The organism is Candidatus Dormiibacterota bacterium (assembly GCA_035544955.1).
In the GTDB taxonomy this organism is placed as follows: Bacteria; Chloroflexota; Dormibacteria; order CF-121; family CF-121; genus CF-13.
Genome location: DASZZN010000012.1, coordinates 16,613 through 31,484, shown reverse-complemented (window position 1 = coordinate 31,484; position 14,872 = coordinate 16,613). Strand labels below are relative to the sequence as shown.

Genomic DNA, 14,872 nt, shown 5'->3' with positions numbered 1-14,872 from the left:
CTACGGAATGATGACGTCCTGCAGCGTCACCGGATTGTGCAGCGTGTAATCGAGCTCGTTTGACTGCAGCACGCCCGCCGGCGTGAGCACGTCCATCGCTTTCGGCACCTTGTTGGGATCGAAGGTGCAGTGTGGGTCGGCGCTCGCCGTCGCGCAGACGCCGAACTGGTACGCCTGGGGCGTCGGCGCGAAGCCGCGCGCCTGGTCCGGGCTGAAGCCGTCCTGGCCGGTGAGGACCACCGTGAATCCCCAGCCGGACGCGGGCGCTCCGCCCAGGCTGGCGGTCGGCACGCTGAAGGTGATGAAGCGCGAGATCGCATTGGCGCTGATGGTCACCGTTCCCTTCGTGGTGCCCTGCGCATCGATGTAGCGCTGGCCGAAGCCCTGCACCTCGACAAGGCGGCTCCAGGCTGCGGCGGCCGCGATGGCGTAGTTGCGCTGGGGAAACGACGCGGCCGTCGACGTGTTCGCTGCGGCGGCAGTTGGGTCGTGCACGTAGACGTCGACCAGTTGCGCGCCGAGCGGACTGCCAAACGTTGGGGATAGGTCGCGCACTTTCAACTTGAAGGTGCTGGTCGCGCCGTCCGGACTTTCGATGACGCGGAACTCCTGGATGTCGAACGCGCCCGCATGGAAGTCGCCGGCCGTCGGATACGCATAGTTCCCGGGCCCGTTGTCGTCGCCAGTCGGGTCAGTGACGTCCAGGAGGACCGTTCCCGGCGTGAAGTCGAAGACGACGCTGCGGGTGACATGAGCGGTCGCGCCCGACGGGCTGACCGCCACGATGTTGAAGACGGTCGTTCCGCCGCTGACCGGCACGTTCAGGCTAAAGCTGCCGTCGGGCTGAACCACCGTCGTCGCCGTCGTGGTCTGACTGTTGTTATCGGTGTTCGTCGCCGCGACGTAGATCGTGTTTCCCGGCACCGACGTGCCGGCCACCGTGACAGGTGACCCGGCGACCGAGCTGTTGTCGGCCGGCTGGGTGACGGTCAGGCTGGTCTGGCCCTGCCGATGCGCGACATAGCGGCTCGCCACGGCGGCCGGCTGCTCGAGCACCTTGCCGGCACTCAGATCGCGCATGAGGCGAACGAACTGCGCGTCCGACCAGGTCAGCGGCGATGCCGACCCTGCCGGCCCGCCGTTACGGAACCCGATCGACGCGACGGTGGGATCCGTCCCGAACGGTGAGGCGGCGAGGTCGGGCAGCTCCCAGACCTGCTCCGGGATCAACCCCGGACCGGAGGCGCCGCCCAGCATCGCGATCAGACGCTGCCACCCGGCGGCGGCATTGCCGGTCGCGAGCTCGTACTCGCCCCGCTCACCCGCGAGCGCGGGCCACAGGTGGCCGGTGCCCTTGCCCGACGGTGCCCATGGGTGTCCATCGGTGGCGCCATCGCCATAGCCATCCCCGTTGTAGCGATGGAAGCCGGCGCCGGTGGACGTGTTGGCCTTGATGGTCGCATCGACGACCGGGAGCGACTGGGCGATCGTCGGATCGGAGGCCGGAGTCAGGCCGAGGCGCACCATCTCCAGGAACCCCTGGTCGATGATCGAGCGCTGGTCCAACGTCGGGCCGCCATTGCCAACGTTGTACGAGATCGCCGCGTTGGGATCGCCTGTCTTGGAGAGACGGATGTAGTACGGATGGCTCGCAAGCGGCCCGTTGGTCGTGACGGCCCAGCCCGGCAGGCTTCGCTGCCAGTCGTCGGCGACAGCGCGCGCCACATTCGCCGTTGCGATATCGCCATTGGCATCGGCAATCGTCGCGCCCGCCACGAGCCCGGCGACTTCGGCCGCGATCGTGGAGGGCGAGAAGCCGCCCTGCTCTTCCCAGCGCTCGGGACCGAAGGACGGGCCGTGCGCGATCAAGAAATCGATCGCCGATCGGATGTGGTTCTGATACAGGGCCGAGTCGGTCATGCCGAGCTGATAAGCCATGACGATCGGGTAGCTGACTTCGTCGAGCTGGGTGTTGAAGGAGTCGGGCGCCACCTTGCCGTTGAGCAGGCTATTGCGCGGCATCGACCCATCCGGGAGCTGCTGGCGCTCGAGGAGGAACCGCGCTGCGGCGCGTGCCGTCTGCACATCACCATCCACCATGAGCGCAGTCCAGGCCTCGTAGAGATCGCGCGCAAAGACCTCGCGGTACGAGCCGAAGTAGAGATTGTTGGGATCGCCGGCCGAGATCGCCTGGCCCCAGGGGGACGCCAGGCTGGCCACGATCGCGCCGGGGAAGGTCTTGTCCTCGCTGGCCTTGACGACATTGGCGCTCAGGTAGTACGCGTTCACGAGCTGGCGCCACTGGCTTCTCGTCAGGCCGGCCATGTGGGCAGGCGGCTTGATGAGCGAGGCGTCGTACGCGTGCCAGCCCGCCCGGAAAGAGCCCCGCACGTCCTCGAACTCGGCGTGCAGCGAGCCCGCGGCGGCCGCGACCGCCTGCGCCTGGGTCGTGCCGAAGCCGAGCGCCACGGTGAGGTCGCCCTCCTCCGCGAAGTCGAGCTGCGCAGTCTGGACGAGGTTGCCGTTGCTCGCGGTGTCGTTGGTGGAAGTCAGCGCGCGAGACGCATCAAGCTGGGTGAGACCGTCGCTGGCGGCGCCAGCGAAGCCGCTGCTGACCTGACGGAAAGGACGCGAGGCATCGAGCGCGCTGAAGACCGGGACCGCGTAGGTGCGGTTCACCGCCTGGCTCGTGGTCTTCGTGTCGAAGGCGACCGGCACTGCGTGCCCGGTCGAGGTATCGATGAGGCCCGAGTCACCGCCGCCGTTACCCGAGCCGCCACCGCCATTGCCGTTGATGCTCGGGTCGTAGCGAAGATAGACGTGGTAGTTTGCGTTGTCGCGCTCCTGCGGCTCGAACATGATGCGCATCAGCAGCGTGTTCCGCGCGGGATCCGTGAGATAGTCGGTCGTGATCCGGTAGCGTCCGCTCTTTGCCGTGCTGGTCACCTGGCATTCGAGCGACCGCGCATCCGGCGCCTTCACCGTGTAGGTCATGTCGCGCGTCTGCAGGTCGGTAAAGGTGCGCCCGTCCGTCACGACGAGCTGGAGGGTTTCGACATTCGTGTTGTCGGCGGTCGGGAAATAGACGTCGCTCAGGACACCGTTCGCGACCGTGAACCAGACCTTCGACGTGGTGTTCCGGGCGGTGCCCAGGCAATCCTTCCTCGCCAGGTCGAAGTGCGAGAGATTTCCCGGCCCGTCCGATGCCGCGTGGGATGCCCAACCGCTGATTGGCGGGAGCCCGGCCGGTAGGAGTGCCACCGCCAGCCCGACCGTGAGACTCAACTTGCGAAGTCGCGATACGCGGTGTCGAATCACGGCCTCTCCCCTCTCTGGTGCCTGCCGGAAACCCGCATAGACTAGCAGGCGGGGCGACCCGCATCAATGGGCATCATCCACGGCCTTTGTCGATTTGGCCGGTCGTTATTCGATGTCCAGGTAGAGACAATCCAGACAGGAGGACACAACGATGCGATTCATGATCCTGATCAAAGCCAGCACAGAGTCGGAGGCGGGCGTGCTTCCCGATGAGCAGCTTTTGACCGAGATGGGCCAGTTCAACGAGGAGCTGGTGAAAGCCGGCGTGATGCTCGCCGGCGAGGGGCTCCAGCCGAGCTCGAAAGGCGCGCGCGTCAAGTTCGCCGGCGCGAAGCGGACCGTCATCGATGGGCCATTCGCCGAGACAAAGGAGTTGATCGCCGGCTTCTGGCTATGGCAGGTGAAATCGATGGACGAGGCGATCGAATGGGTCAAGCGCATCCCCAATCCCACCGGCGTGGAGGGCGAGGTCGAGATTCGCCAGGTCTTCGAGGCCGACGACTTCGGTGCCAACTTGACGCCAGAGGCCAGACAGCGGGAGGAGCGCCTGCGTTCGCAGGCGGCCGCCAGGCAGTAGCGACGACGGCGACCGATACGGATCGCACGATTGACGCTGTCTGGAGGCTCGAGTCCGCCCGGCTGATTGCCGGCCTCGCGCGGATCGTGCACGACGTCGGCCTCGCGGAGGAGCTCGCGCAGGACGCGTTGGTTGCGGCGCTCGAACAATGGCCGGAGTCGGGGATCCCCGACAAACCGGGCGCCTGGCTCATGGGCACCGCGAAACATCGCGCCATCGACCTCCTTCGCCGAAGGAAACGGCTCGAGCTGAAGTACGAGGAAATGGGACACGAGTTGCTGGGCGTCGAGCATGAGATATCCGAGCGCGAATTCGAGGCCGTCATCGACATGGACGTCGGCGACGACCTCCTTGGTCTCATCTTCACCGCCTGTCATCCGGTCCTCTCCCCGGAGGCGCGCGTCGCTCTCACCCTTCGCCTCCTCGGCGGCCTGACAACGGAAGAGATCGCGCGAGCGTTCCTCGTTTCCGAACCGGCCGTGGCCCAACGGATCGTCCGGGCCAAGCGGGCGCTTCACGAGGCGCACGTCCGCTTTGAGGTCCCCCAGGGAGCCGAGCTTGCGACGAGGTTGCCGTCGGTCCTCGAGGTGATCTATCTGATCTTCAATGAGGGCTACACGGCGACGGCGGGTGACGACTGGTTGCGACCAGCCCTCTGCGAGGACGCGCTCCGTCTCGGCCGGATCCTCGCCGAGCTCACTCCCAGGGAGCCGGAGGTCCACGGCCTCGTCGCGCTGATGGAGATCCAGGCCTCGCGCATGCGAGCCAGAGTGGGCCGGACGGGAGACGCGGTCCTGTTGCTGGACCAGGACCGTGGGCGCTGGGATCAACTCCTGATCCGGCGTGGACTCGCCGCCCTCGAGCGTGCCGAGCACCTCGGTGATGGGCTCGGTCCCTATGCGCTGCAGGCCGCGATCGCCGCCTGCCACGCCCGAGCGCGCACCGCGGCCGAAACGGACTGGGCGCGCATCGCGGCGTTCTACGACGCCCTCGCCCACCTCGCGCCATCGCCTGTGATGGAGTTGAATCGCGCGGTCGCGCACGGCATGGCATTCGGCCCGGCGGCGGGCCTCGACCTCGTGGATGCGCTCACTGCCGAGCCCTCGCTGGCGAACTATCAGTATTTGCCGAGCGTGCGCGGCGACCTCCTCGCCAAGCTCGCCCGCTTCGATGAAGCCCGCGTGGAGTTCGAGCGCGCGGCGACGTTGACTCTCAATGCTCGCCAGCGCGAACTGCTGCTCGAGCGGGCAGCTCACTGCAACAGGTGAGCTTGCTCCTCTTGCGGCGCTAGAAATAAAGGCTGTTGCCGCTCGTCATAAGGCACATGGTCCCGGGCGACTCGACGGGTCTGCTGCCGAGCATGCCGAATGGGCTGACCTACGCGCTGCTGCGGCCGCTGCTCATCCCGTTTGCCCTCGTGTGCCTCGGCCTCGGTTTCGTGCTCTGGCGGTTCATGGGCGATATCCCAGCCGTACTGAGGATGGGCCTCGAGGTCTTGGTCGATTGGCTTCAACACGGTGGTCCTGGCCCACAGAAGCGCCGCCCGGAACCGTCGATCGCCTACCCGGTCGATGCCGGGGTCGATGCGATTCGCGCCGTCGATCCGGCGTTCTCGACGCCATCGTTCCTGGTCGAGGTCGAGCGGATCGGCGGCCTGGTCGTAGCTGCCTGGGCGAATCGCGACCAGGCGGATTGTCGGTGCGTCATGACCGACGACAGCTGGGATCTCCAGCAGGCTCAGCTGGCGCGGCCGGTTGGTGACGGCTGGCGCGCCTTCGCGCAGACCGTAACGGTGAAGGCCGAATCGATCGTCGCGGTGCGCAGCGATCCGGCCATCCACCGGATCAACGTTCGGATGCGCATGCTCTGCCCTCCTGGCACCGGCAAGGTGATTCGGGGGCGCCGCATCCTCGAATGGGTCGAAGACTGGACGCTGATCCGCCCCAGGTCCGGTTCGCCGGCTGCCGGGTGGCGGGTCGACGCGATGAACCACGTCGCGGTCCACCTCGAACGCGCGGCCTAATCGAAACCGACGCGCAGAGCGGCCTGGTCTGTCGCATACTGCACGGTCGAAAGGCGCCCTCAGCGCCTGCAGTTATCCACAGGAGGTCGCAGTTGACGTCGTACCAGCCGCTGACGTTCGTTCGCAAACGCACACTCGTGATCGGGTTGCTCTTGGCCGCCGCGCTTCTCTTCACCGCGTGGCAGAACGGGGGCTTCCGCTTTCTCTCCGGACAGCGGACGATCAATGCCGCGGCGGCGCCGGCCCACGTCACGCTCTATGTCAAGGTGGTCGGGAAGAAGCAGGGGACGTTCAAAGGGGATGGCCTGACATCGAAGGCGCACCTGGACCAGATGCTGGCCTCGGCCTTCGACTATGGCCTGGTCTCGCCCCGTGATCTTGCCACGGGGCAGGCATCCGGCAAGCGGCAGCACAAGCCGGTTGTCATCACCAAGGAATGGGGGCCGTCGATGCCGCAATTCCTCGAGGCCGCGGCTACCAACGAGCAACTCACCAAGGTGACGATGGAGTTCTGGGACACTGACAACAGAGGCGTGCAACGCGTCCACTTCGTGGTTACGCTGACGGACGCGAGCGTAGCGGAGGTCAGGCAGCGGCTCGCTAACGACATGCTCACCGAGGACCTGTCGTTCACCTTCCGAAGGATCACAGTCGAAGACAAGATCGGGAAAACGATCTTCATGGACGACTGGGCTGCTGTTGTCTAAGCCGTACGGCGTTCTCGAGAGGAGCCCCATCCCGGGGCTCCTCTTTTTTCGACAATGGTCGCGACGTGGTTGGAAGACTCGTGACCTGGTCGGTCGCCGCGCTCCTCAGCGCTGCCGCTTTCGGCTTCCTGCTTGGAGCGTCACGCCTCTACCTCGGTGTCCACTGGCTCACCGACGTTCTCGGCGGCTATGCGCTTGGGCTTGCACTGGCTGTCGCTCGTGATCGTTATGTCCCTGCTCCTCGAAGGCCGGCGACCGCAGCATTGATCGCGGCCGCCGTGGCCTGTGGGTCCTCCACCTCGAGCACCAGCTTGGCGAATTTCTCGTGGTCAAGCTCGATGACAACGGTTCGATCGGGATCGTGCACGTCCCAGAAGGCGTGCTCTCCGTCGAGGAAGACGAAGCTCCCGGCCATCACGACGTAGGGCATGTCGCTCCCCGGCACACGGATGCGCAACGGATTGCGCCATCGGCGACGCACCTCGGGCGGGCTCACCGCGGCGCCCTGCACATGCGCAAGCGGAATGCTCAGCTCACTCTTGAAGGCCAGCACTTGGTCCAAGCCCTGGATCCGGGCAATCAAGCGGTCATCCTGGATCTCGACCTTTGTCACGTAATCCTCATTTTGCCGGACTCGAGAAGCCGGCTGGTGGCCCGCATCAGTTCGCGATTGAGGTTCGCGTTGGGGGCATGGCCGGCGTCGTCAACGATGACCAGCTCGGCGCGGGGCCATACCCGGTGGAGCTCCCACGCGTTGCTGATGGTGGATTGAAAGTCAAAGCGGCCATTGACGAGGACCCCGGGAGTGCCCGCGAGCGCGGCCGCGCCGCGGAGTAGGACCCCGTCCTCGAGCCAGGCGTTGTGGCGGACGTAGTGCGTCACGATGCGCGCGAACGCCATCGCGTACGCGGGATCGGCGAATCTCTTCGCCATTTCGGTCGTCGGAGGCCACACCGGTGTCGCCGACTCCCACAGGCACCACGCTTCTGCGGCCCGACGGCGCACCAGGAGGTCTGGATCGTTCAGCATCCGATGGTAGGCCTCGACGATATCGCCGTTGCGTTGCCCGACCGGCACGGACATTCGCAAACGCTCCCATTGCTCGGGAAACAGGCGAGCCATGCCACCGCGGAACACCCAGTCGAACTCCGCGTGCCGTCCCGTAGTGATACCGAACAAAATGATCTCCGTAACCCGCTGCGGATAGGTTTCGGCGTAGGCGAGCGCCAGCGTGCTGCCCCATGACCCGCCGAAGACCAACCAGCGCTCGACGTTGAGGTGTTCACGCAGACGTTCGATGTCGGCGATCAAGTTGGCGGTGTTGTTTGCCGCGAGGTCCGTGTCCGGCTCGCTGGCATGCGGCGTGCTCCGGCCACAGTTGCGCTGATCGAACAGCACCAGGCGGTAGGCGCCCGGATCGAAGAACTGACGCCACCAGGGCGAGCACCCCGAGCCCGGACCACCGTGCAACACGACCGCCGGCTTACCCTGCGGGTTGCCGCACGCCTCCCAGTAGACGTCGTTGCCCTCGCCGACGTCCAAGAGGCCGTGGTCGTACGGCTCGATGGCGGTGGGATTCAATAAATGATCAGGGAACGGGCGCCCTTACGCGCGCTCATCTGGGCAAGGGCTTCTGGAGCGTCCTCCAAACCGATGCGATTGGTCACCAAATCGTCCGGGCGGATCCGACCGGCCTGGACGTGGTCGAGGAGGCGCGGCAGATCACGGCCGATGTCCGTCGAACCGAAGACACAACCGCAGAGGACCCGGGCCGAGTAAAAGAACTCCTGCGGATGGAATTCGACCGTCTCATCTTTTCCGCCAATCCCGACAACCGTCGTCCGGCCGCCCCGGCGTGTGGACGACCACGCCCGGCGGATCGTGGTCGCGCTGCCGACACACTCGAACGCATGGTCGGCGCCTCGGCCACCGGTGCGTTCGCGAATGCGTCGTACAACCTGATCGTCGGCGAGGAGAAAGTCCGTCGCCCCGTTTGTCCGGGCGAGCCCTTCTTTATCCGCGTCAATGTCAACCCCGATCGCAACCTCCGCACCGACGAGGCGGGCGCCCTGGAGAACCGACAGGCCCACCCCTCCGGTACCGAAGACCACGACCGACTCCCCTGTTTGGACGTGGGCCGAGTTGATAACGGCACCGATCCCGGTGAGCATCGCACAGCCTAGGAGCGCAGCCCCTTCGAGGTTGACGGTGGGCGGCAAACGGAGCACCGCGGCGCTGGGAACAACCGTCTCTTCGCCAAAGGTCGCGGTCCCCAGCCCGGCATAGAGCGGGGTCCCGTCCGCCAGCCGTGCGTAGCGCCGCTGCCAGGCTTTGGCCGTCTGATCACAGAGATAGGGTTCGCCATGTCGGCAGAACCAGCAGCTTCCGCACGACGGCGACCAGTTCAACAGCACGTGGTCGCCCGGACGCACATTGGTGACCCGGGGTCCAACCGCAACGACGGTGCCCGCGCCCTCGTGGCCGAGGACGGCGGGAACCGGCTGGTCAAGGGTGCCGTTGGCGAGCGAGAGGTCGGAGTGGCAGACACCGGCGGCCACCAGGCGCAGATGCACCTCGCCCTCCGCCGGCGCGGGAAGATCGATCTCTTCGATTGCCAACGGCGAACCGACCGACCTCAGGACGGCTGCGCGCGTCACGGCTGCGTCATTCGCCGCCATCGATCGGAAGCACCTCACCGTTGATATAGGACGCCGCGTCCGAGACCAGGAACGCGATGGTGGCGGCCACTTCGTCGGCGGTCGCGAACCGGCCGAGCGGATTGCGCTCGAGAGCACGCCGGGCGATCTCCTCGTTTCCCCAGAGGGCAGCGGCGAATTCCGTCTTAACGATGCTGGGGGCAACGGCGTTGACGCGGATGCCGTGAGGCCCGAGCTCGGTGGCAAGCTGCCGGCTCAACATGATGAGCGCCGCCTTGGTCACCCCATACGGGCCGAGCCCAAACTCGGGCCGCAGCCCGGCGATGCTGGCCACGTTGACGATGGCGCCTCCGTGCGCCCGCATCCACGCGTCGACGACCAATTTGGTGAGCACCAACGGGCCCCGGAGGTTGACCTCGAACGTCTTATCCCAGGCGCTGAGCTCGACGTCGAGGATCGGGCCGAAGTGCGGATTGGTCCCGGCGTTGTTCACCAGGATGTCGATCCGCCCGAAGCGCGCCATGACCTGGCTGACCAGCCGCTCCGAATCCTCAGCCCGGCCCACATGAGCGACGATCGGCGTGACCGCTCCGGCATGGCGCGCATTGATCCGATCCGCGGCCGCCTGGAGGCCCTCGAGTTTCCTGCTGGAAGTGACGACCCTGGCGCCCTGCTCCGCCAGCGCAGCGGCGGTCGCTTCGCCAATGCCACGGCTTCCGCCCGTCACGATCGCTACGCGATCGGTGAGGTCGAAATCCGGCATTGCCAGATACTATCCGTTGAGATGGACTTCGACCACTCGCCGCTGGTCAAAGCGCTGCAGAAAAAACTCGACGACTTCATGGCCGAATTCATCTATCCAAACGAGAAAGCCTACGCAGCCCAGGTGACGACCGAAGATCGCTGGCGACCGCCCCCCATCGTCGAGGAGCTGAAGCCGAAAGCACGGTCGGCGGGGCTGTGGAACCTCTTCCTTCCCGAGTCCGACCTCGGTGCGGGGCTCACTAACCTCGAGTACGCACCGCTCTGCGAAATCATGGGCCGCGTCCCATGGGCCTCGGAGGTCTTCAACTGCTCGGCGCCTGACACCGGGAACATGGAGATCCTCGACCGCTTCGGCACTCCCGAACAGAAGGATCGATGGCTGCGTCCGCTTCTGAATGGAGAGATTCGCTCCGGTTTCGCGATGACGGAGCCTGATGTCGCGTCCTCAGATGCCACCAACATCAAGAGCCGCATCATTCGCGAGGGTGACGATCTCGTGATCAATGGCCGGAAATGGTGGACATCGGGCGGTATGGACCCACGCTGCCAGCTCTTCATCTTCATGGGGAAGACGGACCCGGAGAATCCGGATCGTCATCGGCAGCAATCGATGGTCCTCGTGCCGCGCGACACGCCCGGTATCAAGATCTTGCGATCGTTACCCGTGTTCGGTTTCGATGACGCCCCCCACGGGCACGCTGAGGTCGACTTTGTCAACGTCCGGGTGCCGGCTTCCAGCGTCCTGCTTGGCGAAGGACGCGGCTTCGAGATCGCCCAGGCGCGCCTGGGCCCCGGCCGAATTCACCACTGCATGCGACTGATCGGGCTGGCGGAAGTGGCCCTAAAGCTCATGTGCAAACGGGTGATGAGCCGGGTGGCCTTTGGCAAGCCCCTTGCCCAGCAGTCGGTGTGGCTGGAGCGAATCGGGCAGTCGCGCATCTTGGTCGACCAGGCCCGCCTGCTGACCCTGAATGCGGCGTACAAGATGGACATCGCCGGCAACAAGGCGGCGCGGACCGAGATCGCGATGATCAAAGTGGCGGCTCCGAACATGCTCTGCACGGTTCTCGATTGGGCGATCCAGGCGCATGGCGCGGCCGGCGTTTCCGACGACTTTCCGCTGGCCCATGCGTATGCTTACGCGCGCACGGTCCGGATCGCTGACGGGCCGGACGAGGTTCATCTCAACCAGCTCGGCCGGCTCGAGCTTGGCAAGTACTGACGACGTCGTCGGAGCGATACGTTCGCTCCAGCAGGCGTACTTGATCGGGGTCGAAGGCGTCACGGAGGTCTGGCTCGTACGGCACGGGGACGTCTACGACCAGGACGAGGTGGTCTCGGATCCACCGCTGAGCCCGCTGGGCCGACAGCAAGTGGAACGGTTGGCCCAACGCCTGAAATCGGTCAATGTCGACGCCGTCTACTCCAGTCCACTTCGGCGCGCGTTGCAGACTGCGTCAGCGCTGGGCGACCGGGTCGAGACCGATCCGAGGTTGACGGAGGCCCGTGCCAGCTACCCCAACGGCAAGGTCGAGCTCCAGGAAAGTCCTGATGCCCTGATCGAGCGGATGCGAAGCGCCGTCGACGCGGCCGTGGCCGCGCACCCCGGAGGGCGGGTCCTGATGGTCTCGCACGGGATCGCGATCCTGAACTACCTCTGCGACGTCCTCCGGCTCACTCCTGGCACCCTGCGGCTCTTCCCCGATTTCACGAGCGTGAGCGTGATCCGCGTCAAGGGAGACCGTCGGGTGGCAGGGTCGCTGTGCGACACCGCCCACCTGGAAGCGGCGTCATGACCGAAGCCGAAGAACGCATTCGCGGAGACCTTGCCGCCCAGATCAAGGAGCCGGTGCGCGAGGTTCGACCCATCCCCGAGGGTCACTCCGGCTTCACCTACTGGGTCGAGCTCGAGGGACGTCGCGCGGTCCTGCGCCTTCCTCCGCCGGGTGCGCGCATCGCCGGCCCGGCGGACATCCCGCGCCAGACGAGGATCATGGCGGCGCTGCACGGGCAGGGGCTGCCCGTCCCCACCATCGTGGCAACCTCAACGGACCCGGTGGTCGACGGAAGGCCATTCGTCCTGATGGAGGCGATCAATGGCGACCGCGTCGAGCAGGCGATCGACGCCGGGAGCAATCCGCTCCAGCTGGCATCATCGGCGGTGGAGGTGCTGCGCCGCTTCCAGGCGGTGCCCTGTGAGAAGACCGGTATCGGCGGTGAAGACCCGATGCCGCTCGAGGGAGAGGTCGCGCGCTGGACGTGGCTCATGGAGCGGGCCCCTTCGGAGCTCACCGGGCAGGCACCGCGGCTCGCCCAGCTGCTGCTCGAGCGGCAACCCCGTCCCGAACCGCCGGTTCTCGTCCACGGCGATTACCACTTCGGCAACATGCTCTTCGACCGCGGACGCGTGGCGGCCGTGGTCGACTGGGAGATCGCCCAGCTCGGCCAGCCTCTCCTCGATCTCTGTTGCATCAGCCTCTCGCACGTCGCGGCCGATAGCGTCCGCGAGATGTACGGCGCCGACCCGGACGACTACCGCTGGTACCTGGCGTTGACCTATTACAAGTACGCAGCGATCTTCGGCTACAACCTGATGCTGCATCGCCGCGGCAAGCGGCCCGACCCAAGTTACGAACAGCGAACCGACACGATCATCGGATTCATCGATCAGGGCGTCGGCGTGCTCGGGTAGCCGTGGACATTCGAGGTCGCGTCGTGGTCGTGACCGGAGGCGGCGGCGGCATCGGTAGCGCGCTCTGCCGGCGCTTTGCGGCGGATGGGGCGAGCCAGGTGGTCGTGTCCGACGTCGACCGCGACGCCGCGGAGATGGTGGCGGCGGAGATCGGCGGCACGGCCGTGCCCGCCGATGTCACGGTGGAGTCCGACGTTGTGGATCTGGTTCGCGGAACCGTGACGGCGCACGGCCGGATCGATATCTATTGCTCCAACGCCGGCATCGCTTTTGGCGGTGGGCCCGAGGCTTCCGACCAGGCCTGGCGGCAGAGTTGGGACGTGCATGTCATGGCCCACGTCTACGCCGCGCGCGCCCTGCTCCCTGGGATGCTCGAGCGAGGCGAAGGTTACATCGTGGGCACCATCTCGGCCGCGGCGCTGCTCAACCACGTCCTGGCGGCGCCCTACGCCGTGACGAAAGCCGCCGGACTCTCCTTCTTCGAATGGTTGGCGATCGCCTACCACGAGCGGGGGATCCGAGTCTCCGCGCTCTGTCCCCAGGGGGTGCGGACCGCGATGCTGGCGCAAGAGGGCGAGCGCAACTTCCTGACAGCCGGCGCGCTCGACCCCGATGAGGTTGCCCAGGCCGTCGCCGAGGGCGTGCACGACGAGCGGTTTCTCATCCTTCCCCATGCGGAAGTCGGCGAGTTCTTGCAGCGCAAAGCCTCCGACTACGACCGCTGGTTACGGGGCATGCGTCGCCTGCGCGGTCGAATCCTGGAGGAGTAAGGGCCGCCGGATCACGCCGGCGGCCCTTTCTGCGGACCTGCTGGGTCTTACGGAATCCCGTTTGCCGGAGGCCTCGATGCCGATCCACTGTACGGGCTGATCGGGCCTGAGTCCGAGGACGTGTTGACGGGACCGGTCGTCGTTTCCGTCCCGTCCGCCGCGATGGTGACGAGCTGCACCCCCAGGAAGCCGAGGTGGTTGGTGGACGAGAATCCGAGCGGCGCGAGACCCGGCCCGCCACTCAGCTGGTTCGTCTCGAGAGACTTCACCAAGCTGGCGCGGGTCGGATTGCGGCCTGCCGCCTTGAGGGCCTGCGCGAGTGTGTACGCCTGCGCCATGCCGTAGAGGACGTTGCCATCCCAGGGCAGACTCGCGATGTGATCGTCGTGGATCTTCTTGAACAGGCTGATCCATGGATTCGAGCTGTCGCCCGGCAGCGGGAGGTAGGTGTCGGTGACCATGCCGGCGAGCAATTGTCCCCCGGCCGCGCCCTTGGAGAAGGACTTCAGCAGGCCGGTCAGGGTGGTGATGTCGGAGCCGACATTGCTCACGACCCAGATCGGATGATAGCCTGCCCCGGCCGCGGCCAGCATTGCCAGCGCGGTGAAGGCCGGAATCGAAAAGGAGACGACGACCTGCGCGCCGGACGCCTGCAGGGCGGCGATCTGTGGCTTGACGTTCGTGTTGGTCGGGACATAGTACTGGCGGTTCGCGTCAGGGACTGACGACGCGCCGAGCTGCGCATCGAGACCTTTGACGCCGTCGAGGCCGAACTCGTCGTTCTGGAAGAAATACCCGACCTTCTTGCCGCCGAGACTCTGCTGGATGTACTGGCCGAGGATCTTGCCCTCGATGGTGTAGTCTGGCTGCCAGCCGAAGGTGTAGGGGTGATTCGCGACGTCGTTCCAGCAGTTGCAGCCGCTGGAGACGAACAGATCAGGCACTTTCTGGGTGTTGATGTAATCGACGACCGCCTGATGCGTCGGCGTTCCCAGGGCGCTGAACAGGGCGAAGACCTTGTCCTCCAGGATCAGCTTGCGGGTGAGGCTGGCGGTGTTCGTCGGATTGTAGCCGTCGTCGTAGTACGTGTAGGTGATCGTGCGCCCAAAGATTCCGCCGTGGGCATTCAGGACCTGAAAGTACGCGCTCGAGGCGGCCGAGATCTCCGAATAGCCCGGCGCTGCCCGACCGGTCAGCGGTTGCGTGCTCCCGATCGTAATCGTGGTCGCGGTGATGCCCGGCGCGGACGCGGTATTCGTGCCGTTGTCGGAGCTGGTTGAACTGCCGCAGGCCGCGAGCAATCCCGCGACACAGACGATCGCCATCCCTCTAATCCGCAGCGCGTTGCCGCCCATCACACTTT

At 66.0% G+C, this 14,872-nt stretch carries 14 protein-coding genes and 1 pseudogene; 9 read left to right on the top strand and 6 right to left on the bottom strand.

Features of this window, described 5'->3' with window-relative positions; all coding sequences use genetic code 11:
- Window positions 1-3,318, bottom strand: a complete 3,318-nt coding sequence (locus tag VHK65_04160; GenBank protein ID HVS05344.1) for a glucodextranase DOMON-like domain-containing protein — start codon at window positions 3,316-3,318, stop codon at window positions 1-3.
- Between the two features lie 151 nt (window positions 3,319-3,469).
- Here VHK65_04160 and VHK65_04155 point away from each other — a divergent pair, with 151 nt between their 5' ends.
- The 5 genes and pseudogenes from VHK65_04155 to VHK65_04135 all read left to right on the top strand — a co-directional run bounded on the left by VHK65_04155 (window position 3,470) and on the right by VHK65_04135 (window position 6,831).
- The gene (locus VHK65_04155; GenBank protein HVS05343.1) at window positions 3,470-3,895 is read left to right on the top strand and encodes a YciI family protein; all 426 of its coding nucleotides are present in this window, start codon (window positions 3,470-3,472) and stop codon (window positions 3,893-3,895) included.
- Between the two features lie 29 nt (window positions 3,896-3,924).
- Complete coding sequence (locus VHK65_04150) at window positions 3,925-5,163, top strand: RNA polymerase sigma factor (protein HVS05342.1); 1,239 nt, start codon at window positions 3,925-3,927, stop codon at window positions 5,161-5,163.
- Window positions 5,164-5,198: 35 nt separating this feature from the next.
- Window positions 5,199-5,918, top strand: coding sequence for a Tim44-like domain-containing protein (locus VHK65_04145; protein ID HVS05341.1), 720 nt, complete (start codon window positions 5,199-5,201; stop codon window positions 5,916-5,918).
- Between the two features lie 92 nt (window positions 5,919-6,010).
- On the top strand, window positions 6,011-6,625 hold the full coding sequence (tssD, locus tag VHK65_04140) for a type VI secretion system tube protein TssD (protein ID HVS05340.1): 615 nt from the start codon (window positions 6,011-6,013) through the stop codon (window positions 6,623-6,625).
- A 65-nt stretch (window positions 6,626-6,690) separates the two neighbouring features.
- A pseudogene (locus tag VHK65_04135) lies at window positions 6,691-6,831 on the top strand (phosphatase PAP2 family protein).
- Between the two features lie 20 nt (window positions 6,832-6,851).
- On the opposite strand, the gene VHK65_04130 reads toward VHK65_04135, so the two are convergent.
- The 4 genes from VHK65_04130 to VHK65_04115 are packed head-to-tail and all read right to left on the bottom strand — an operon-like array spanning window position 6,852 to window position 10,045.
- Complete coding sequence (locus VHK65_04130) at window positions 6,852-7,238, bottom strand: hypothetical protein (protein ID HVS05339.1); 387 nt, start codon at window positions 7,236-7,238, stop codon at window positions 6,852-6,854.
- Window positions 7,235-8,206 carry a prolyl aminopeptidase gene (pip, locus tag VHK65_04125; GenBank protein ID HVS05338.1) on the bottom strand — a complete coding sequence of 324 codons (972 nt, stop codon included), beginning with the start codon at window positions 8,204-8,206 and terminating at the stop codon, window positions 7,235-7,237. Before pip ends, VHK65_04130 begins: the two co-directional genes overlap by 4 nt.
- Window positions 8,203-9,282, bottom strand: a complete 1,080-nt coding sequence (locus tag VHK65_04120) for a zinc-binding dehydrogenase (protein ID HVS05337.1) — start codon at window positions 9,280-9,282, stop codon at window positions 8,203-8,205. Before VHK65_04120 ends, pip begins: the two co-directional genes overlap by 4 nt.
- Window positions 9,283-9,289: 7 nt before the next feature.
- On the bottom strand, window positions 9,290-10,045 hold the full coding sequence (locus VHK65_04115; protein ID HVS05336.1) for an SDR family oxidoreductase: 756 nt from the start codon (window positions 10,043-10,045) through the stop codon (window positions 9,290-9,292).
- A 21-nt stretch (window positions 10,046-10,066) separates the two neighbouring features.
- On the opposite strand from VHK65_04115, the gene VHK65_04110 reads away from it, so the two are divergent.
- The 4 genes from VHK65_04110 to VHK65_04095 are packed head-to-tail and all read left to right on the top strand — an operon-like array spanning window position 10,067 to window position 13,509.
- Window positions 10,067-11,269, top strand: coding sequence for an acyl-CoA dehydrogenase family protein (locus VHK65_04110; GenBank protein ID HVS05335.1), 1,203 nt, complete (start codon window positions 10,067-10,069; stop codon window positions 11,267-11,269).
- Complete coding sequence (locus VHK65_04105) at window positions 11,256-11,843, top strand: histidine phosphatase family protein (protein ID HVS05334.1); 588 nt, start codon at window positions 11,256-11,258, stop codon at window positions 11,841-11,843. Before VHK65_04110 ends, VHK65_04105 begins: the two co-directional genes overlap by 14 nt.
- Entirely contained in the window at window positions 11,840-12,739 is a 900-nt protein-coding gene (locus tag VHK65_04100) for a phosphotransferase (GenBank protein ID HVS05333.1), read from the top strand. The genes VHK65_04105 and VHK65_04100 overlap by 4 nt, the downstream gene beginning before the upstream one ends.
- Window positions 12,740-12,741: 2 nt before the next feature.
- On the top strand, window positions 12,742-13,509 hold the full coding sequence (locus VHK65_04095; protein HVS05332.1) for an SDR family oxidoreductase: 768 nt from the start codon (window positions 12,742-12,744) through the stop codon (window positions 13,507-13,509).
- A gap of 47 nt (window positions 13,510-13,556) precedes the next feature.
- Here the strand turns inward: VHK65_04095 and VHK65_04090 are convergent, their stop codons facing one another.
- Entirely contained in the window at window positions 13,557-14,867 is a 1,311-nt protein-coding gene (locus VHK65_04090; GenBank protein HVS05331.1) for an ABC transporter substrate-binding protein, read from the bottom strand.
- Window positions 14,868-14,872: the final 5 nt, after the last annotated feature.